The organism is Denitromonas ohlonensis (assembly GCF_007625205.1).
GTDB lineage: Bacteria > Pseudomonadota > Gammaproteobacteria > Burkholderiales > Rhodocyclaceae > Nitrogeniibacter > Nitrogeniibacter ohlonensis.
On the sequence record NZ_VMNI01000019.1, the window covers coordinates 12762 to 31137 of the forward strand.

At 64.7% G+C, this 18376-nt stretch carries 19 protein-coding genes; 9 read left to right on the forward strand and 10 right to left on the reverse strand.

Features of this window, described 5'->3' with window-relative positions; translation table 11 throughout:
• Positions 1 to 9: 9 nt before the first annotated feature.
• Positions 10 to 477, reverse strand: coding sequence for a tripartite tricarboxylate transporter TctB family protein (locus tag FHP89_RS17290; RefSeq protein WP_144178230.1), 468 nt, complete (start codon positions 475 to 477; stop codon positions 10 to 12).
• Positions 478 to 873: 396 nt separating this feature from the next.
• Between FHP89_RS17290 and FHP89_RS17295 the strand changes: the two genes are divergently transcribed.
• From FHP89_RS17295 to FHP89_RS17305, 3 genes are all read left to right on the forward strand, one after another.
• Positions 874 to 1797 carry a LysR substrate-binding domain-containing protein gene (locus FHP89_RS17295; RefSeq protein WP_144178233.1) on the forward strand — a complete coding sequence of 308 codons (924 nt, stop codon included), beginning with the start codon at positions 874 to 876 and terminating at the stop codon, positions 1795 to 1797.
• Between the two features lie 40 nt (positions 1798 to 1837).
• Entirely contained in the window at positions 1838 to 2458 is a 621-nt protein-coding gene (locus FHP89_RS17300) for a flavin reductase family protein (protein WP_144178235.1), read from the forward strand.
• Positions 2459 to 2656: 198 nt separating this feature from the next.
• Entirely contained in the window at positions 2657 to 3055 is a 399-nt protein-coding gene (locus FHP89_RS17305) for a hypothetical protein (protein ID WP_144178237.1), read from the forward strand.
• Between the two features lie 19 nt (positions 3056 to 3074).
• Here the strand turns inward: FHP89_RS17305 and FHP89_RS17310 are convergent, their stop codons facing one another.
• Positions 3075 to 3782, reverse strand: coding sequence for a hypothetical protein (locus tag FHP89_RS17310; RefSeq protein WP_144178239.1), 708 nt, complete (start codon positions 3780 to 3782; stop codon positions 3075 to 3077).
• Positions 3779 to 4111 (reverse strand): thioredoxin family protein, encoded by a 333-nt coding sequence (locus FHP89_RS17315; RefSeq protein ID WP_144178241.1) that lies wholly within the window; start codon positions 4109 to 4111, stop codon positions 3779 to 3781. The genes FHP89_RS17310 and FHP89_RS17315 overlap by 4 nt, the downstream gene beginning before the upstream one ends.
• Before the next feature lie 213 nt (positions 4112 to 4324).
• Here FHP89_RS17315 and FHP89_RS17320 point away from each other — a divergent pair, with 213 nt between their 5' ends.
• A complete protein-coding gene (locus FHP89_RS17320) occupies positions 4325 to 5368 on the forward strand; it encodes a GGDEF domain-containing protein (RefSeq protein ID WP_144178243.1) in 1044 nt (347 codons plus the stop codon).
• Positions 5369 to 5378: 10 nt separating this feature from the next.
• Here the strand turns inward: FHP89_RS17320 and FHP89_RS17325 are convergent, their stop codons facing one another.
• The 3 genes from FHP89_RS17325 to glyA all read right to left on the reverse strand — a co-directional run bounded on the left by FHP89_RS17325 (position 5379) and on the right by glyA (position 9912).
• Positions 5379 to 7184 (reverse strand): ABC transporter transmembrane domain-containing protein, encoded by a 1806-nt coding sequence (locus FHP89_RS17325; protein ID WP_144178245.1) that lies wholly within the window; start codon positions 7182 to 7184, stop codon positions 5379 to 5381.
• Between the two features lie 66 nt (positions 7185 to 7250).
• Positions 7251 to 8630 carry an L-serine ammonia-lyase gene (locus tag FHP89_RS17330; RefSeq protein WP_144178252.1) on the reverse strand — a complete coding sequence of 460 codons (1380 nt, stop codon included), beginning with the start codon at positions 8628 to 8630 and terminating at the stop codon, positions 7251 to 7253.
• 16 nt (positions 8631 to 8646) lie between these two features.
• On the reverse strand, positions 8647 to 9912 hold the full coding sequence (glyA, locus tag FHP89_RS17335) for a serine hydroxymethyltransferase (RefSeq protein ID WP_144178254.1): 1266 nt from the start codon (positions 9910 to 9912) through the stop codon (positions 8647 to 8649).
• Positions 9913 to 10041: 129 nt separating this feature from the next.
• Here glyA and FHP89_RS17340 point away from each other — a divergent pair, with 129 nt between their 5' ends.
• From FHP89_RS17340 to FHP89_RS17350, 3 genes are all read left to right on the forward strand, one after another.
• Positions 10042 to 10893 carry a LysR substrate-binding domain-containing protein gene (locus FHP89_RS17340; protein ID WP_144178256.1) on the forward strand — a complete coding sequence of 284 codons (852 nt, stop codon included), beginning with the start codon at positions 10042 to 10044 and terminating at the stop codon, positions 10891 to 10893.
• Positions 10894 to 11046: 153 nt separating this feature from the next.
• On the forward strand, positions 11047 to 11331 hold the full coding sequence (locus tag FHP89_RS17345) for a DUF2502 domain-containing protein (RefSeq protein WP_144178258.1): 285 nt from the start codon (positions 11047 to 11049) through the stop codon (positions 11329 to 11331).
• Between the two features lie 238 nt (positions 11332 to 11569).
• Positions 11570 to 12103: an REP-associated tyrosine transposase gene (locus FHP89_RS17350; RefSeq protein ID WP_144178266.1), complete on the forward strand. Its 534-nt coding sequence runs from the start codon at positions 11570 to 11572 to the stop codon at positions 12101 to 12103.
• 326 nt (positions 12104 to 12429) lie between these two features.
• On the opposite strand, the gene FHP89_RS17355 is transcribed toward FHP89_RS17350, so the two are convergent.
• Positions 12430 to 13338, reverse strand: coding sequence for an alpha/beta hydrolase (locus FHP89_RS17355; RefSeq protein WP_186300318.1), 909 nt, complete (start codon positions 13336 to 13338; stop codon positions 12430 to 12432).
• Positions 13339 to 13439: 101 nt separating this feature from the next.
• Positions 13440 to 14969: a sigma-54-dependent transcriptional regulator gene (locus FHP89_RS17360; protein ID WP_144178272.1), complete on the reverse strand. Its 1530-nt coding sequence runs from the start codon at positions 14967 to 14969 to the stop codon at positions 13440 to 13442.
• A gap of 269 nt (positions 14970 to 15238) precedes the next feature.
• Here FHP89_RS17360 and FHP89_RS17365 point away from each other — a divergent pair, with 269 nt between their 5' ends.
• Together FHP89_RS17365 and FHP89_RS17370 are read left to right on the forward strand one after the other, a co-directional pair.
• Positions 15239 to 16492 (forward strand): D-amino acid dehydrogenase, encoded by a 1254-nt coding sequence (locus tag FHP89_RS17365; protein WP_144178274.1) that lies wholly within the window; start codon positions 15239 to 15241, stop codon positions 16490 to 16492.
• 44 nt (positions 16493 to 16536) lie between these two features.
• Entirely contained in the window at positions 16537 to 16914 is a 378-nt protein-coding gene (locus tag FHP89_RS17370; RefSeq protein WP_144178276.1) for a RidA family protein, read from the forward strand.
• Between the two features lie 160 nt (positions 16915 to 17074).
• On the opposite strand, the gene FHP89_RS17375 is transcribed toward FHP89_RS17370, so the two are convergent.
• Together FHP89_RS17375 and FHP89_RS17380 are read right to left on the reverse strand one after the other, a co-directional pair.
• Entirely contained in the window at positions 17075 to 17392 is a 318-nt protein-coding gene (locus tag FHP89_RS17375; protein ID WP_144178278.1) for a hypothetical protein, read from the reverse strand.
• Positions 17392 to 18345, reverse strand: coding sequence for a restriction endonuclease (locus tag FHP89_RS17380; protein WP_144178280.1), 954 nt, complete (start codon positions 18343 to 18345; stop codon positions 17392 to 17394). Before FHP89_RS17380 ends, FHP89_RS17375 begins: the two co-directional genes overlap by 1 nt.
• Between the last annotated feature and the right edge of the window lie 31 nt (positions 18346 to 18376).

Sequence of the window (18376 nt, forward strand, 5' to 3'; positions counted from 1 at the left end):
TTCGCCCCTTCAGCTCAGCGACCAGGTGGGGAGAAAAACGCGCAGGAAGGTGCTGCTCCCGTAATACACCGCCAGCGGGGTGAGCACCGACACCGCCGCCATCACCGGCCAGTTGCGGCCCTCCAGCAACACGGCAATGCTGAACATGGCGATTGGCGTCGCGATGAGAAAACCGACATGCGGGATGGCCGCCCAGTAGGCGACGAGGATGGCGATGTAGATGCCGATGCCCAGAAAGCCGGTGGTGTCGATGCGCTCCAGACCGCCGAGCGGGGCGTTCTTGAGCAGCTTGGCCAGCGAGGGGATGCCGATCATGACTGAGAACAGGATGATGAACACCGCGACGATGCGGGGCAGAAACAGGGAGCCGAGGTCAGTCTCCATGCCGCCTTCAACCAGTTTGTCGCTGCTCAGGATCACCAGCGAAACAATGATCAGGAGGCTTGTAAAGGCGACATCAATTTTCCGTCTGTTCATGGATTTATCCTGTTGAACATTGTCGGTCGCGCCGGATGAGCCATCTCGGTGCGATGAACGTGTCCCGACACCTGAGGCGTCGGATGAGCGAAGCGGTGCTGCCGCGAGATGCCTGGCGTGCCTTTGAAAGGCAGGCGGTGCTCGATGGACGAGGAGGCTGCGCTTGCTTCGCCATACGCGCGGGGGCTGTGCCCTTGCGCCAGCGATGCGAACTATCGGTGCGGGAGTCGTTGGGATGTCATGGCTTGTCTCCGAATCGTTTTAGGTGCGTTTCGTGTTGATTGCGGTGTGTGCAGTCAGAACGCGTTGTCGGTGGATTGATACTCGTCAATTTCACGTATCAGCACAAATCTTATTTTCTTAGTACTTGATCAGATTTGCTGATATTGTTGCCGCATGAATCTTCGTCAGATGGAAGCCTTCCGGGCCGTGATGCTGACCGGCTCGGTGTCCGAAGCCGCCAAGCGGCTGTTCAAAACCCAGCCCGCGGTGAGCATGATGATCGCCGGGCTCGAGTCCGAGATTGGCTTTCAGTTGTTCGAGCGCCGCAAGAAGCGGCTCTTTCCGACGCCCGAGGCCAACTACCTGTATTCGGAAGTCGAGGGCATCTTCTCGCGCATTCATGATGTGTCGGAGACGATCAAGGACATCCAGAACAAGCAGCATGGATTTTTGCGCATCGGTTGCATGCCGGGGCCGTCGTATTCGTTCATGCCCGATCTGATCGCCGATTTTCTCGACGCGCACCCCAAGGTGCAGGTGTCGATGCAGACCCGGACCTCCGAGGGCATCAAGGAGTGGACCGCCTCCGCGCAATACGATCTGGCGCTGGCCGAAATCAGCGGGCCGGCGCCGTCGATCGACCAGGAGTTGTTCGACCTGGAGTGCGTTTGCGCGGTGCCGGCCGGCCATGCGCTGGCCAACGAGGCCGTGCTCACGCCGCAGTTGCTCGACAACCAGCCGATGATCACGCTGTATGCCGACCATGTCATTTCGCATGCGCTCAACAGTGTGTTCGAAGCGGCCGGTTGCCGTTTGAGCGTGCGTCTGCGCACCCGGTTCTTTATCCCCGCGCTGCGCTTTGTCGAGCGCGGCTTGGGCGTCTGCCTCATGGACCCGATCACCGTTGCCAGCTATTCCGCCTATGGCCGCGACGACAAGATCGTGTTCAAGCCCTTCGCGCCGGCTGTGCCGTTTCGGGTTGGCATTCTTTACCCGGCGCACACGCCCAAGTCGCGTCTGACGCAGGCCTTTGCCGAGCAGGTGCGAGACCGACTGCGTAGCCTGGTGCCAGCCACGCACGATGTTCCCGGCAGGTGAAACTGCTAACGTGCAGGTCACGCTTAGCGCAGAGACTCGCATGTCCGACACCGAACACTTCTACGAACCGCGTCTGGGCCACGGCCTGCCGCATGACCCCTTCAACGCCATCGTCGGCCCGCGGCCGATCGGGTGGATTTCGTCGCGCAGCGCCGACGGCGTGCTCAACCTGGCGCCCTACAGCTTCTTCAATGCCTTCAACTACACGCCGCCGATCATCGGCTTCGCGTCCACCGGCTACAAGGACACGGTGCGCAATATCGAGCAGACCGGCGAGTTCGCCTGGAATCTGGCGACGCGCGAGCTGGCCGAGGCGATGAACCAGAGTTGCGCAGCGGTGCCGCCCGAGGTTGATGAGTTTGCGCTGGCCGGGCTCACGCCGGTGGCGTCGCGCCTGATCGCGGTGCCGCGTGTCGCCGAGAGTCCGGTGAGCTTCGAGTGTCGCCGCACCCAGATCATTCAGCTGCAAAGTGCGGCCGGCGAAACCGTGCCGACCTGGCTGGTGCTGGGCGAGGTGGTGGCGGTGCACATCGACCGCGCGCTGCTCAAGGACGGCATCTACGACACCGCCAATGCCGGCCACGTGTTACGCGGCGGCGGGGCGGGCGACTACTTTTCGATTGGTCCGGCGCAGCTGTTTCGCATGCAGCGGCCACGCTGAGTCGCCCGCTCACGGCAGCAATGCACGTCGCACTGGCAAGTTGAGCGCCGGTGATCTAGTAGTAAAAACAGGCGCCCTCAATGCGTCGGGCGCCGCCCTGATCGAGTCCATGACCATCGACCCCCGCGGCCCCTGGCCGTGCCCTCGACCACGGCGGCGGACGTCCTGTCCGCGGCCGGATGATGTGAGGAGAGCGAGATGAAACCGTGGCGATGGGGGCTCGGTGCCTTGTGGCTGAGCCTGGCCTTGGGGCTGGGCGGGCCGGTGACGGCGGCGGTGCCCCGGGTGGATCTGGGCTTGGCGCAGAGCCAGCCGATGTGTGATGGCAAGGCGACCTACAAATACGTGGTGATGTGGACGGCGCGTGGCAAGTCCCGCGAGTACCAGCTCAATTCAGGCAACAAGTGCCAGCTGGCGGGGCGGGTGTGCGGCATCAGCACCAAGAGCTGCTACACCCAGTGCGGTGCAGCCGGCGATTGCCGCGCCGAGGTCGGCGCCTGCCAGATCGGTCGTGGCTCGCCGTGGATTCAGGCCTACGCGACCGACGGCTCGGGCTATCAGCGCATCACGGCGCTGGCGCCGGGGAAATGCCAGTGAGCGGCGCCCTGTCGGGGTGTCAGGCCTGCGTCGCGCGATAGTGTCGGATCATGCGCAGCGAATTCGAATAGACATGCCGGATCTGCGCCGTGTCGTAGCGGCGCGCTTCGCCGACAGGGCAGGCCAGCCGCGCGACACAGGTGTCGGCACAGCGTGAGCCGGGCTGCTGGCGATAGTCGATGCAGGCGTCGAGTGCAAAGCCTCCGCCGGCCATCGCGTCCGCCGGGCAGGTGGTGATGCAGGGCGTGTCGGCGCAGTCGCGGCAGGGCGACCGGGTGCGCAGGGGCGTGGTGGTGCGGAGTGTGGTGTTGGTGAGCAAGGCCACCCGATAGGCAAACCAGGTGCCCAATTCGGCCTGGATGCCGACCTTGAATGGGCTGTCATGGTGCCAGCCGGCGTGTTGTCCGAGTTGCTGCAGGTTGACCGGGGCATTGCCGGGGTAGAGGCGATGCTGGGTGCGGCCCGGGTGCCGCTGTTCGAACCACCGGTTGACCTCGCGCACACTGAACGCATCGATCGGATCGTCGCCGTCGATGTCGTCGGCACAGAGCGCTCGCCATAGCGCAGGCCCGGCGTTGCCGATGAGGATAAGTTGTTGAAAGCCCGCTTGCGGACACGTGGCGTGCAGCACGCGCTCGCGCAGGGGGGCGGGCAGTTCGGCGAGGTTGAAGACCGCCTGCAGGTTGAGCCCGACGGCGTCGAGCGCGCTGAAATCGGGCGGGCTCACGCGTTGGCGTCGAGCAGTGCCAGTGCCTGCTCAAGGGCGGCGGCGTCTTCCGGGCGCACCAGTCGGGCGACTTCCTGGCCGTTTTTCAGAAACACTAGCGTCGGCCACAGTCGCACAGTGAAGCTGCGCCCGAGGCGCCGGCCCGGGCCGTCTTCTACCCGGATATGCTGCACGTCCGGGTGTCGCGCCAGCGCGGCTTGTACCATGGCGCTGGCGCCAAGGCAGTAGCCGCACCAGTTCGCGCCGAAGTCGAGCACGGTCGGCTGATCGAGTGCGTCGACCGTCTGGCGGGTGAGCGGCGTGTCGAGGTAGGGCGTGTGCTGGGCCATGGCGGCGCTCGGCCAAATGGATGAGAGCAATAGCATAATCCAGCGTCGGGCGTAGTGCACTGCAATGCCATTAACCGCGTCCTTGGTATGGTGATGATGGAGGCATCTCTGTCATAATGCGTCAGATTTTTTTGCGCTATCACCAACGGATGATTGGCGCATACGCCAAGCCAGCATCTGTAGTAGCGAAATGCAATATTCGACGAGGCCCGTATGACGACGTCCGACATGGATTCTTCAGCCACCCCGATGGATGCGGCAGTGCGGGAAGATGACGTCGCCTTTCGGGTCATTGACTTCCTGTTTGTGCACCGCTTGAGTACGACGCCGGTGCACTATGCCGTTGTGCATGCGTATTTCGATGGCAAGCATCAGGAAATCTGCGCGGCGGTCGATGGGCAGTTGGCTGCGGGCAAACCACTGGATGCCTTTTTTGTGGGTGAGCTCTATGAGGAGTATCTCGCGGCTGAGGCGATCCGCCGTTTTCGTGGCGTGGGTTCCGATGTCGAGCGCTTGCTTGACGGCTTGATGGACAGCCTGCGTACGGCCGACCAGGGCTCGTTGGAATACCAGGCGTCCTTGCAGGAAAATATCGGCAAAGTTGGCCAGTCCAGCGACGCGCTGCATCTCAAGCAGGTGGCGCAAAGCCTGCTCGAATCGGCGCTCAAGGCCAGCGAGACCAATGATGTGCTCAAGAAAAACCTCGAAACCGCCGACCAGGAAGCCCGGCAGTTGCGCAGCGAACTTGAAAAGCATCGCCGCGAAACCATGACCGACCCGCTCACCGGCCTGCTCAATCGTCGCGGTATGGAAGTGGAGATGTCGCGGGTGCTGGGCGAAGACGTTGAGGGCCAGGCGGCCATGCTGGTGCTCGACATCGATCACTTCAAACGCATCAACGACACCTACGGCCATGCCGTGGGCGATGTGGTGATCCGCAAGGTGGCTCAGACCGTCAAGCGGCTGATCCCCACCGGTGCGGTGCCGGTACGCTATGGCGGTGAAGAGTTTGCCGTGCTGCTGCCGCGCAGTTCCGCGGATGAGGCCAAGGGCATTGCGGAATCGATCCGCGAGACCATCGAGAAGCTGCGCCTGATCCGTCGCCACGACAAGATGGCGATTTCCCAATTCACCATTTCAATCGGCATCGCCAAGCGCAGCCTGCGCGACGACATGGAAACCCTGTTTCAGCGCGCCGACAAGGCGCTCTACGAGGCCAAGTCGGGCGGGCGAAATCGGGTGATGCTGGCGGCCTGAGGGCGCGTTGTTACAGATCCAGCTGTAGCGATGCCAGCCGGGCATACAGCCCGCCTTGTCGGCGCAGGTCGTCCGGCGTGCCGATTTCAACGATGCGCCCAGCGTCCATCACCACGATGCGATCGACCTGCTGCACCGTCGCCAGACGGTGGGCGATGATCAGCGTGGTGCGCCCGGCCATGGCGGCGGCCAGGCCTTGCTGAACGAGGATTTCCGATTCGGCGTCGAGCGCGCTGGTGGCCTCGTCGAGCATCAGCAGACGGGCGCCCTTGAGCATGGCGCGGGCAATGGCGATGCGCTGGCGCTGACCGCCCGACAGGCGGGTGCCGCGCTCGCCCAGAAAGGTCTGGTAGCCCTCGGGCAGGCGGTCGATGAACTCATCGACCCGTGCCGCGCGGGCGGCCTGGATCACCTCGTCGTCGCTGGCGTCGCTGCGGCCGTAGCGGATGTTTTCCATCGCGCTGGCCGAGAAGATCACCGGGTCTTGCGGCACGATGGCGATGTCCTTGCGCAGCGCGTGCAGGCTGAGCTGGCGGATGTCCTGGCCGTTGATGGCGATGCTGCCGTCAGACACATCGTAATAGCGCAGCAGCAACTGGAACAGCGTGGTTTTGCCGGCGCCCGAGGGGCCGACCAGCGCCACCGACTCGCCCGGTGCGATGTCGAGGCAGATGTCGTCGAGCGCGTTGAGTTGCGGGCGGGCGGGGTAGGCAAAGCGCACATGCTCGAAGCGGATCGCGGCTTGTGGCGAGGCGGCGGGCGTGATTGGCGTGGCGGTTTCGTGGATGGCGGGCTCGGCGTGCAGCAGTTCGAGCAGGCGCTCGGTGGCGCCGGCGGCACGCATCGCGTCACCCCACACTTCGGCCAGCGTGCCCACGCCGCCCGCCACCAGCGCGGCATAGAGCACAAAGGAGAAGAGCTGGCCTTCGGTCATGCTGCCGGCGGCGACCTGCTGCGCGCCGATCCACAGCACAAAAATGATGGTGCCCATGATGGCGGTGATGATCAGCGCGGTGAGCGCGGCGCGCACCCGGGTGCGGCGGATGGCCGTGACGAAGCTGGTTTCGGTGCGCTCGGCAAAGCGGCTGGCTTCGGCCGGCTCCTGCGTGTAGGCCTGCACGGTGGGCATGGCGTTGAGGATTTCGCCGGCCAGCGCCGAGGCGTCGGCGATGCGGTCTTGCGACTCGCGCGAGAGCGCACGCACCTTGCGGCCAATGACGAAGATCGGCAGGGCGAGCAGGGCCATCAGCCCGAGGTTGAGCGAAAACAGATGAAAGCTGGTGACGGCCAGCATGACCATGCCGCCGACAAACTGGAACAGGCTGCGCAGGCCCATCGAGATCGAGCTGCCAACCACGGTCTGGATCAGCGTGGTGTCGCCGGTCAGGCGCGACAGCACTTCGCCGGTCTGGGTGGTCTCGAAGAACTGCGGCGACTGCCTCAGCACGCGCGCGTACACCGCGCTGCGCAGGTCGGCGGTGGCGCGCTCGCCGATCCACGACACCGTGTAGTAGCGCCCGGCCACGGCCAGCGCCCACACGCTGGCCAGCGCAAACAAGGCCAGAAAGTGGTCGTTGAGGCTCAGGCCGCCGAGCAGGCCGGACGGGGGCTGTGCCGTGTTGCCGAAGCCCGCGTCGATGAGATCGCGAAAGGCCAGCGGCACCATCAGCAGTGTGGCCGAGGCCAGGCACAGCAGCACAAAGGCGAGCGCGATGCGGGGGCGGTAAGGGCGCAGAAACGGCCACAGACCCCGCAGGGTTGAGACTTTGCGGGAGCCGACAGGGCGGTTGGGAGCGGAGGGGGAGCGACGGGCCATGCGCGATTATCGTTCATCGCGGCATGGCGTGCGTTGGTGCCGGCCAGCGTCAGGCGGTCGGTGCGCTCAGCACTCGATGATGTTCACCGCCAGGCCGCCGCGCGCGGTTTCCTTGTATTTGGTTTTCATGTCGGCGCCGGTCTGGCGCATGGTACGGATCACCTTGTCGAGCGACACGAAGTGCGTGCCGTCGCCGCGCAAGGCCATGCGCGCGGCGTTGATGGCCTTGATCGATCCCATCGCGTTGCGCTCGATGCAGGGCACTTGCACCAGCCCGCCGATGGGGTCACAGGTCAGGCCGAGGTTGTGCTCCATGCCGATCTCGGCGGCGTTCTCGACCTGCTCGGGCGTGCCGCCCAGCACTTCGGCCAGCGCGCCGGCGGCCATCGAGCAGGCCACGCCGACCTCGCCCTGGCAGCCGACTTCGGCACCGGAGATGGAGGCGTTTTCTTTGTAGAGAATGCCGATCGCCGCGGCGGTGAGCAAAAAGCGGATCACGCCGTCTTCGGTCGCGTTGGGCACGAAGCGACTGTAGTAGTGCAGCACGGCGGGCACGATGCCGGCGGCGCCGTTGGTGGGCGCGGTCACCACGCGGCCGCCGACCGCGTTTTCTTCATTCACCGCCAGGGCGTAGAGATTGACCCAGTCGAGCGTGGTGAGCGGGTCGCGCATGCCGGCTTCGGGGGCGCTCGACAGCTTGCGGTAGAGGCCGGCGGCACGACGCTTGACCTTCAGGCCGCCGGGCATGACGCCCTCTTGCTCGCAGCCGCGGCGCACGCATTTTTGCATCACCTCCCAGATGTTGAGCAGGCCGGCGCGGGTCTCGGCGTCGGTGCGCCAGGCGCGCTCGTTTTCGAGCATCACCTGGCTGATCGGGATGCGCTTGTCGCGGCAATGCGCCAGCAGGTCGGCCGCGCTATTGAAGGGGTGGGTGACCCGGGTGGTGTCGGCCACGATGCGGTCGGCACCGGCGGCGGCTTCGTCGACCACGAAACCGCCGCCCACCGAGTAATACACCTTCTCTTTGACCACCTCGCCGGCCGCATCGAAGGCACTGATGCGCATGCCGTTGGGGTGGTAGGGCAGCGAGGTGCGCCGGTGCATGACGAGGTGCTCGCGCTCGATGAAGTCGATGGCGTGCTCGCCGGCGAGCAATAGGCGGCGCTCGCCGCGGATGCGCTCGAGCTTGCCGTCGATCTGCTCAACGTCGACCACGTCCGGCGCTTCGCCTTCGAGACCGAGCAGCACCGCCTTGTCACTGCCGTGGCCTTTGCCGGTGGCGCCGAGCGAGCCAAACAGCTCGGCCTTGACGCTGGCAACGCGGCCCAGCGCGCCGGCGTCTTTCAGGGCGGTGGCAAACAGCATGGCCGCCCGCATCGGCCCCACGGTGTGGGAGGACGACGGACCGATGCCGATCTTGAACAGGTCGAATACGCTGATGGCCATGGCTGCTCGCTCCGATTCAGCGGCCGTACACCGGAAAGCGCGCGCACACCTCGGCGACCTTGGCGCGCACCGCATCGATCACGGCCGGGTTTTCGATATCGTCGAGGATGTCACAAATCCAGCCCGCCAGTGCGCTCACCTCGCTAATGCCGAAACCGCGGGTGGTGACCGCCGGCGCGCCGATGCGGATGCCGCTGGTGACGAAGGGCGACTGCGGATCGTTGGGCACGGTGTTCATGTTGACCGTGATGTGCGCGGCGCCCAGGGCCGCGTCGGCGGCCTTGCCGGTCATGCCCTTGGCGATCAGATCGACCAGAAACAGGTGGTCGTCGGTGCCGCCGGAGACGATCTTGTAGCCGCGCTCGACAAACACCGCCGCCATGGCGCGGGCGTTGGCGATGACGTCTTTCTGGTAGTCGGCAAAGGCCGGCTCCAGTGCTTCCTTGAAGGCCACGGCCTTGGCAGCGATGACATGCATCAGTGGGCCGCCCTGGGTGCCGGGGAAAACCATGGAGGCGATCTTCTTTTCGATTTCGGCCTGGGTGGGGGTATTAGCGCGGCCAATGATAATGCCGCCGCGCGGGCCGCGCAGCGTCTTGTGGGTGGTGCTGGTAACGATGTCGGCGTAAGGCACCGGGTTGGGGTAGAGCCCCGCGGCGACCAGGCCGGCCACATGCGCCATGTCGACAAACAGCAGCGCGCCGACCTTGTCCGCAATCGCGCGAAAGCGCGGGAAGTCCAGATGGCGGGCATAGGCCGAAAAGCCGGCGACGATCATCTTCGGCTGGCACGCAACGGCCTGCGCTTCGAGCGCGTCATAGTCGATCACGCCTTCGTCGGTCACGCCGTACTGCACCGCGTTGAAGATCTTGCCCGAGAAGTTCACCTTGGCGCCGTGGGTGAGGTGACCGCCGTGGGCCAGGCTCATACCGAGGATGGTGTTGCCCGGCTTGATCAGCGCCAGATACACCGCCGCGTTGGCCTGCGAGCCGGAGTGCGGCTGCACGTTGGCCCAGTCGGCGCCGAACAGTTGCTTGACGCGGTCGATGGCCAGTTGCTCGACCACATCCACATGCTCGCAGCCACCGTAGTAGCGCTTGCGCGGATAGCCCTCGGCGTATTTGTTGGTGAGCACCGTGCCCTGCGCCTGCATGACGCGCGGGCTGGCATAGTTTTCCGAGGCGATGAGCTCGATGTGGTCTTCCTGGCGCTGGCGTTCGGCTTCGATGGCGCCCCACAGCTCGGGGTCGTAGCCGGCGATTTGCATGGTTTTGTCGAACATGGGCGTTCCTGTGGACGGGGTGGACGGATCGGCCTTCGGGCCTGGGATCCGGCCATCCTACGACGGGCGGTGTATTGTCATTGTTGATAGTTCCAATAAAATCATTGGCAACGTCAATGGAATGTCGCCATGCTCAACCTGCCCACCGATTTGCTGCGCACCTTTGTCAAAACCGTCGAAACCGGCAGCTTCACCCGCGCCGCCGAGGCGGTCGGGCGCACCCAGTCGGCCGTCAGCCTACAGATCCGCCGGCTGGAAGATTTGCTGGACGCGCCCCTGTTGGTGCGCGGCTCGCATCGGGTGCGACTCACCGAGCAGGGCACGATGCTGCTCGACTATGGGCGGCGCATGCTGGCGCTCAACGACGAAGCGGTGAGCAGCCTGTTTCGCCCCAAGGTGGCCGGCAGCGTGCGGCTCGGCGCGCCGCATGAATACACCGCCTCGCTGCTGCCGATCATCCTCGGCAAGTTCGCCCAGTCGCACCCCAAGGTGATGCTCGAAGTCACCTGCGACCTCTCCAAGAACCTGCTCAAGCGGATGGACGAAGGTGAGTTTGATCTCGTGGTGGCCCTGCATGACGGGCCGGACGACGCCAGCGGCGTCAAAGTGCTCACCGAGCCGCTGGTGTGGGTCACCAGCCAGGACCATGCGCGCCACGAAGAACGCCCGCTGTCGCTGGTGGTCGCGCCGCCGCCGTGCATCTACCGCAGCCGCGTCTTGCTCAACCTCAATCGCCTCGCCATGCCCTGGCAGATTTCCTACACCAGCTCAAGCTACAGCGGCATCACCGCCGCCGTGCGCGCCGGCCTTGGCGTGACCGTGCTGGCCGAGAGCACGATTCCGGACGGCGTGCGCCGGCTCGGCGAGCGCGACGGCTTCCCCGCCATCGGGAGCCTGGACGTGCGCCTGCACACCGCGCCGGCGTCGGCCAGCGAAGCTACCGCCTGCCTGTCGGACTACATCGCCAGCAGCCTGGCCTGAGCGCGCGATACATCGTGAGATCAAACAGTCACCGTCTTCAGGCCGAGGCGGTGTAAATTTCGCCCCTTCCATGTCGTTAGCAGAATCAGGCGGCGCGAACCGTTCATCAGCGGTAGCAGCGCGCTACGGACGACCCATGACCCGGAGCAGTGAATGAAGAAGATTGTGCTTGTCGCAGCGTTCTTGGCTGGCGCCTCCGCGCTAAGCCACGCGTCGGACGTCCGTATCGACGTCGACAGTGTCCGAATCCAGGCCGGCGGCGTTACCGTTTCCATCGGCGACCGCGACCGACGCGGCTACTACTGGGATGGTGGCGTGTGGCGCGATCCGGTGTATTGGAAAAAGCACCACCACCGTGACTACGACGACGACCACCGCCGCAAAGGGAACAAGGGCTATCACTGCCCGCCGGGGCAGGCCAAGAAAGGCAACTGCTGACCTTGGCGCCTCGCGTCGCCTTGAAAAGCGCAACGCCTTTCGCCGAACGAGGCTGAAGCCATGACAGATGGCGGATGAAGCTTCGCTCTTCCGCCCGACGCGCCAAACGCCTCCCGTAGGGTGCAATAACCGAAGGGCATTGCACCATTCAACGGTTGTCGCGGCGATGTCTGGAAGAACCGGGGTAGAACCCTACAAAGGGATTGCCTCATCGATTTGGCGTTGTCATTATTTCGGCATGCCCGACTACCGACGCGCCCGGCACCCCGGCGGCACCTACTTCTTCACCGTCAATGCCTTGCAGCGACACGACAATGACATCTTCACCCGCCACATCGAAATGCTACGGGATGTCGTGCAGGATGTCCGCCAAAGGCATACCTTCGTCATTCACGGTTGGGTGGTGTTGCCAGAGCACATGCACTGCGTGATCGAGTTGCCCCCGAATGACGCCAACTTCGCCACACGCTGGCGCTTGATCAAGGCCGGGTTTTCAAAGCGCCTGCCCGACGTCGAACACCGGTCGACCGTGCGGCGGGCAAGAGGCGAGCGCGGGTTGTGGCAACGGCGCTATTGGGAACACCTGATTCGCGATGAGCGCGATTTCGCGGCGCACATGGACTACCTGCACTTCAACCCGGTCAAGCACGGGCATGTGTCACGTGTAGTCGACTGGCCGTACTCAACCTTCCATCGGCTGGTGGCGGTCGGTGTGTATCCGCAGGATTGGGCGGGCAGTGCCGACGCAGACGCGTTGGATGGTCTGGAGTGACATGCCGAGGAACGCGCACCTTCGTAGGGTGCAATAACCGAAGGGCATTGCACCATTCAACGGTTGCCGCCGCGATGCCTTTCGAAGAGACGCGATTGCCGATCGGCGGGCGCCGAAATTTCGTTGGCGCGCCAATGCCTTGGAGGGTTGGCCGGGGGTGCCGCTTCGGATGTGCCTTGCGGATTGGGCGAGACATACGGCGCAATGCCCTTCGGTTATTGCGCCCTACGCGGGCTGTGTTCTTCGGCTATTGCGTTCTACGCGGGCTCGTCCAACAAACGGTTCAGATCGTGGCTCGCTTCGCGATCACGATCTAACCTTAGTCGTTAGGCGTCAAGCGCGGCGCGCAGGTAGTGGACCTGAACATCGATTGCTTCGTTGAAGAGCTCTCCGGGGTGATAGAGCAGGCCAAAGTGACCACCGCGGATGTCGTACCAGCGTTTCTCGGTGGGAATCAGCTCGTACGCTTGCTGAGCGACGCTGTAGTTGGCATGAACCATCTCGTCCTCGGGCGCGACCATGAACAGTACCTTCGCCTGCACGTACGGCGCGCACAGGAACGGGCTGTAGAGAACAGGGGTCGGCGGTAGAACTCGCTTTGCTTCGTTGATCCATCCGGACCCCGGGCGACCTCCGTAGTCGAGGAACCAACGGAACGCCTGGATCGGCGCGAGCAGCGACGGATACGCCAACTGACTGGGTGAGACGACAGGAAGCGGGCCAGTCGTTGTGTCAGGGGTCCCCTGAACGTTGCCTGTCTGCAAGGTTGACCGAATCTGCTGCATCGCCTCGATACTCGGCGGGGAACTTGGCGCACTGGGGCCTAACACGGGGCATTGAGCGACGATTACCTTCGCCCGTGCATCACACGCGGAGACGACCATGACCTGACCGCCCGTGTAGCTGTCGCCCCATAGTGCCAGCTTGCTGGGGTTCACCTGCGGTAGCTCCAGAGCGAAGTCTATGGCGCTGACGTAGCCGCGGCACTGCACCCAGGGGTTAATCTCGCTGCGGGGTTCTCCGCCGCTGCGGCCAAAGCTCCTGTGGTCATAGATCAACGCGGCGATGCCTGCTTGGGCGAAGGCCCTGGCGTACTCGATTGCGACCATCTGAATGGTGGCCGAGGTGCCGTGAGCCATGACAACCACTGGATACTTCCCGGAGTGGTCGTCTGGGGTGATCAGAACGCCTCGCAGCGTTGCGCCCTCAGACTGGAAATCGACTTGTTGTTCCACAGGCACCGAGCACCTCTACCGAGTTGAAATTGACGCCTAATGAGGATTAAACGCCGCTTTGCGGATCTGGACAAGCGCGCAGCGGCGTCGTGTGCCGGATGTCACCCAATCCCGTAGCGCTTCAACCTCACCGCGATCGCCGAATGCGATGCTGCAAGCCGCTTGGCCAGCCGGCGGCTGGACGGGTAGTCGCGGTAAAGCCGTTGGAGCAGCGACTTTTCGAAGTCGGCGACGGCGGCGTCAAGCGTGGTGATGTCGCCGTCGGCAGTGGTGTCGGCCGGGGTGGCGGCGTCGGCGAGTTCGAGGTCGGCGGCGTCGATGACGAGGCGTTCGGCCATGGTGACGGCGCGGAAGATGGTGTTTTGGAGTTGGCGCACGTTGCCGACCCAGCGGTTGGCGAGCAGGGCGGCTTTGGCGGTGGGTGACAGGCGCATGGCGGGGCGGGCGGCCTGGGCGCAGGCGCGGGCGAGGAAGGTGTCGGCGAGCGGGAGGATGTCGCCGGGGCGGTCGCGCAGGGCGGGCATGTGCAGGTTGAGCACGTTGAGGCGGAAGAGCAGGTCTTGCCGGAAGTGGCCGGCTTCGACCATGGCTTCGAGCGGGCGGTGGGTGGCGCTGATGATGCGGACGTCGACTTTGGCTTCGCGGTCGCCGCCGACGCGGCGGAAGCTGCCGTCGTTGAGAAAGCGCAGCAGCTTGGCTTGCAGGTAGGGCGACATTTCGCCGATCTCATCCAGAAACACGGTGCCGCCGTCGGCCATTTCGAGCAGGCCCGGCTTGCCGCCGCGCAGGGCGCCGGTGAAGGCGCCGGGGGAGTAGCCGAAGAGTTCGCTCTCGGCGAGGCTCTCGGGCAGGGCGGCGCAGTTGAGCGCGAAAAAGGGTTCGGCGTGGCGGCTGCTGCCGGCGTGGCAGGCGTGGGCGAGCAGTTCTTTGCCGGTGCCGGTTTCGCCGGTGATGAGCAGCGGGGCGTCGACTTGCGCCATGCGCGCGGCGCGCTGTTTGAGTTGTTCGATTTCCGGCGATTTGCCGAGGATGGCTTCGAAGCCGCCGGCGTTGTGGTTTTGCAGCGCGCTGAGGCGTTCGCCCATGCGGCTGGGGGCGTGCAAGGTGAGCACGGCGCCGGCGGCGCGGCCGCTGGTTTCGTGCAGCGGCAGGGTTTCGAGCATGTAGGGTTCGCTGTGGATTTCGATCTCGCGCACGGGCAGGTGAAAGCCGCCGTCGACCAGCACGTCGAGCAGGCTGGGGTCGCCGATGAGGGTCTGGATGGTGGTGGCGAGCAGCGCGGATTCGGGCATGCCACAGGCGGTGACGGCGGCGCCGTTGGCGATGACGATGCGGCCCTGGGCGTCGATGGCGAACACGGGGTCGGCCTGGGAGGCGAGCAGGGCGGCGAGGTAGAGCCGCCGCTGGGCGCCGGGGAGCATATCGACCACGTCGACCGACTGCACGTCGCGCACCTGTTGCAGTTGCCCGCGCAGTTTGACGAAATCGGCCTGCGCCAATGCCGGCGCTTCAATATAGATATAGGGCGGCTCGACTTCGACGGCGGTCACGCTGAGCGCGCGCTGGGCGAGGACGGCGAGGATTTCCTGCGCGATGCCGACGCGGTCGGCAAAGAGGATGGCAATGCGCATGGCGGCTTCCGTGTTGATTTGCGTACAGTGTATGGATATCAGTACAGCTGTTGCAACGTTTTGATTCGTAATGGTCAATAGCCGTCGGTGACATGCCATTGAGCCGAGGTGTATTGATATCGATACACAATTCCGCACCTGCGCCTGCGGCGATGTCGCGCAAGTGATTGGTTTTCCTGCCTTTTTGCTTCTGGCATGGCGGTTGCTAATTGACCTAGCATTGCGGCGCCGCTTTGGTGCTGCCTCATTCACAGCGGCGGAGCGGCCTCATGCAAGTCCTCATTCTTGGTAGCGGCGTGATTGGCACCACCATGGCCTATTACCTGGCGAAGGCCGGGCACGAGGTGACGGTGGTGGATCGGCAGCCCGGCCCGGCGCTGGAGACGAGCTATGCCAACGCGGGCGAGGTGTCGCCGGGCTACTCGGCACCGTGGGCCGGCCCCGGCGTGCCGGTGAAGGCGGTCAAGTGGATGCTGATGCATCACAGCCCGCTGGTGATCAAGCCCATGCTCGATCCGGCCATGTGGCGCTGGGGCTTGGCCATGCTGCGCAACTGCACGGAGGCGCGCTATGGCATCAACAAGGGCCGCATGGTGCGTCTGGCCGAGTACAGTCGCGATTGCCTCAAGCAGCTGCGCGCCGACACCGGCATCCAGTACGACGACCGCACCCAGGGCACGCTGCAGTTGTTCCGCACCCAGAAGCAGCTCGACAGCGTGGGCAAGGATGTCGACGTTCTCAAGCAATACGGTGTGCCCTATCAGGTGCTGGCGGGCGATGCCTATCTGCAATACGAGCCGGCGCTGGCGCAGGTGAAGCACAAGTTTGTGGGCGCGCTGCGCCTGCCGGCCGACGAGACCGGCGACTGCTTCAAGTTCACCCAGACACTCGCCACGATGGCCGAGGCGCTGGGCGTGAAGTTCCGCTTTGGCGTGAACATTCAGGGCATCGACTGCGAAGGCGACCGCGTGACCGGTGTGCGCACCGATGCGGGCGTGCTCACTGGCGACAAGATCATCCTCGCGCTGGGCAGCTATTCGCCGCAGTTGCTCAAGCCGATCGGCATCAAGATTCCGGTGTATCCGGTCAAAGGCTTCTCGATCACGGTGCCGATCACCGATGCCACCATGGCGCCGGAGTCGACCATCATGGACGAGACCCACAAGGTGGCGGTGACCCGTCTGGGCGACCGCATCCGGGTCGGTGGCACGGCGCAGCTGTCGGGCTACGACCTGGCGCTCGACGCCTCGCGCCAGAAGACGCTCAACCATGTGGTGACTGACTTGTTCCCGAAAGGCGGCGATGTGAGCAAGGCCGAATTCTGGACCGGCCTGCGCCCGATGACGCCGGACGGCACGCCGATTCTGGGCGAAACGCGCTACAGCAACCTCTACCTCAGCACCGGGCACGGCACGCTGGGCTGGACCATGGCCGCCGGCACGGGCCGCGTCATGGCCGACCTGATCAGCGGCCGCCAGCCCGACATCAGCATGGAAGGGCTGACCGTTGCCCGCTACAGTTGACTGATACCCAATAAAAAAACTGACGCACCAAAGGAGAACCCGCAATGAAGATTATTTCCACGACCGCAGCACCGCAGGCCATCGGCCCCTACTCGCAAGCCATCGCGCTCGACGGCTTGTTGTTCACCTCCGGCCAGATCCCGCTGACCGCCGATGGCGCCAAGGTCGAAGGCGATATCGCCGCACAGACCGAGCAAGTGTTCAACAACCTCGAGGGCATCGTGACCAGCGCCGGCGCCACGTTGTCCGACGTGGTCAAAGTCACCGTGTTCATGACGGATCTCGGCGAGTTCGCCGCCATGAACGCCGTGTTTGCCAAGCGCTTCGGCGAGCACCGCCCGGCGCGTTCGACCGTGCAAGTGGTCGCCCTGCCGACCGGCGCCCGCGTCGAGATCGAAGCCATCGCCCGTCTGCCGCGCTAAGGCGCGATCCAGCTACCCCGTCCCGGCGGCTTCCCCCGCCCGGACACGCTCCCAGGGCGCCGTCCCGATCTCCCTCAGGATCACCCGGATGGCGCCCAAAGCGCGCAAGCCCCCCCGCTTGCGTGGTTTATGGCCCCGACCGTGTGTTGGGGCTTTTTTTTTAGTACGGCGGAATCGGGCGCTCGGACAGCACGCGCTTGCGGCCCGCGGCGTCGTGGCGAATATATTCCTGGCGGCCGTTGCGACAGCGCATGTAGATCGTGTTCAGCTCTCCGCCAGACTCGGCGATGCATTCCTGCTTCGATCGCGGCGCGATGGTCACCCACTCTGGCTGCGTTTCACGCAGCGGCTGGGTCACGCCCTCCGCAATGCCGGTACTGATCTGACCAAGCGCCTTGCCGGCGCTGTGCAGCATGGACTCGGCCGTGGCGTTGGCGGACAGCACGGCCAGCAGGCAAGTGAGCAAGGTCTTTGTCATCAGGACATCTCCATGGCGGGCGCACGCGCGGCGGCGTCGCTCTGCCGCATTGGGATCATGCCCTTGCAGCGTGGGTAGCTCGGGCAGCCCCACAGCGGCCCGCGCTTGCTGTTGCGGGCGACGAGCTTTTTGCCGCAGCTTGGGCACGTGGGCGTGGTCCAGTCGCCATCGGTGGCTAGCGCGAGCAGCCGTTGGCGGGACTCGGGGGGCAGGCGGGCGATCATGGCGTAGAACAGTTTGGCGTCGAGCAGGGTAATGCGGTGTTCGGTGGCAAAGGCGCGGGCCTCGTCGGTGAAGCCGCCGGGCGCCATGAAGAAGGCCTTGTCGACCTTCTCGTGGACCATCACGCCGCGCAGCTCGCGGATCGGTTTGACGCCAATGCGGCTGTTGTGTGCCTTGCATTGAACGATGGCGGTGGCCTGGCTGGGCGCGGCGTCGTCCTGAAACAGATGAATGTCTACGCCACCGTCCGGCCCCAGCGCCGTGGTGCGCGCGCGAATGCCTTTTTCGACATAAAAGGCGCAGCACAGGTCTTCGAAACGCTTCCATTCAATGCGATGCAACACGTCGATGGACCAGGCTTCGGGCGTGGCCGCGGGCGTCGGCACGGGCCCGCGCGGGGCGACGCGAATGCTGGGCTCGCTGCGCGGTGTGCCTTTGAGTATCTGGCGGTCCGCCGGCGAGAGGCTGGGCCACTCGGGCAAGGGGCGGGGTTTGAGAAGCTGTTTGCCCAGTTTGATCACGGCGATTGCGCCGAACACTGCAGCGAGCACGGTGCCAATCATCGAGAAGGCGGTGCCCAGGCCTTTGAGCAGGGGCGATGTGTCGAGGATGGCGCTCAGGATTCTGGGGCCAAAGAAGCACACGCCGGCCATGACGGCTGAGAAGCGCCAATCGGAAGCTAGGGCGAGGTCGAGCGGGGAGTCCTTCGATTTGCGTCGTCGTCGGGCCATGTGCGGGGTGTCATTCCATGGGCAGTCATCG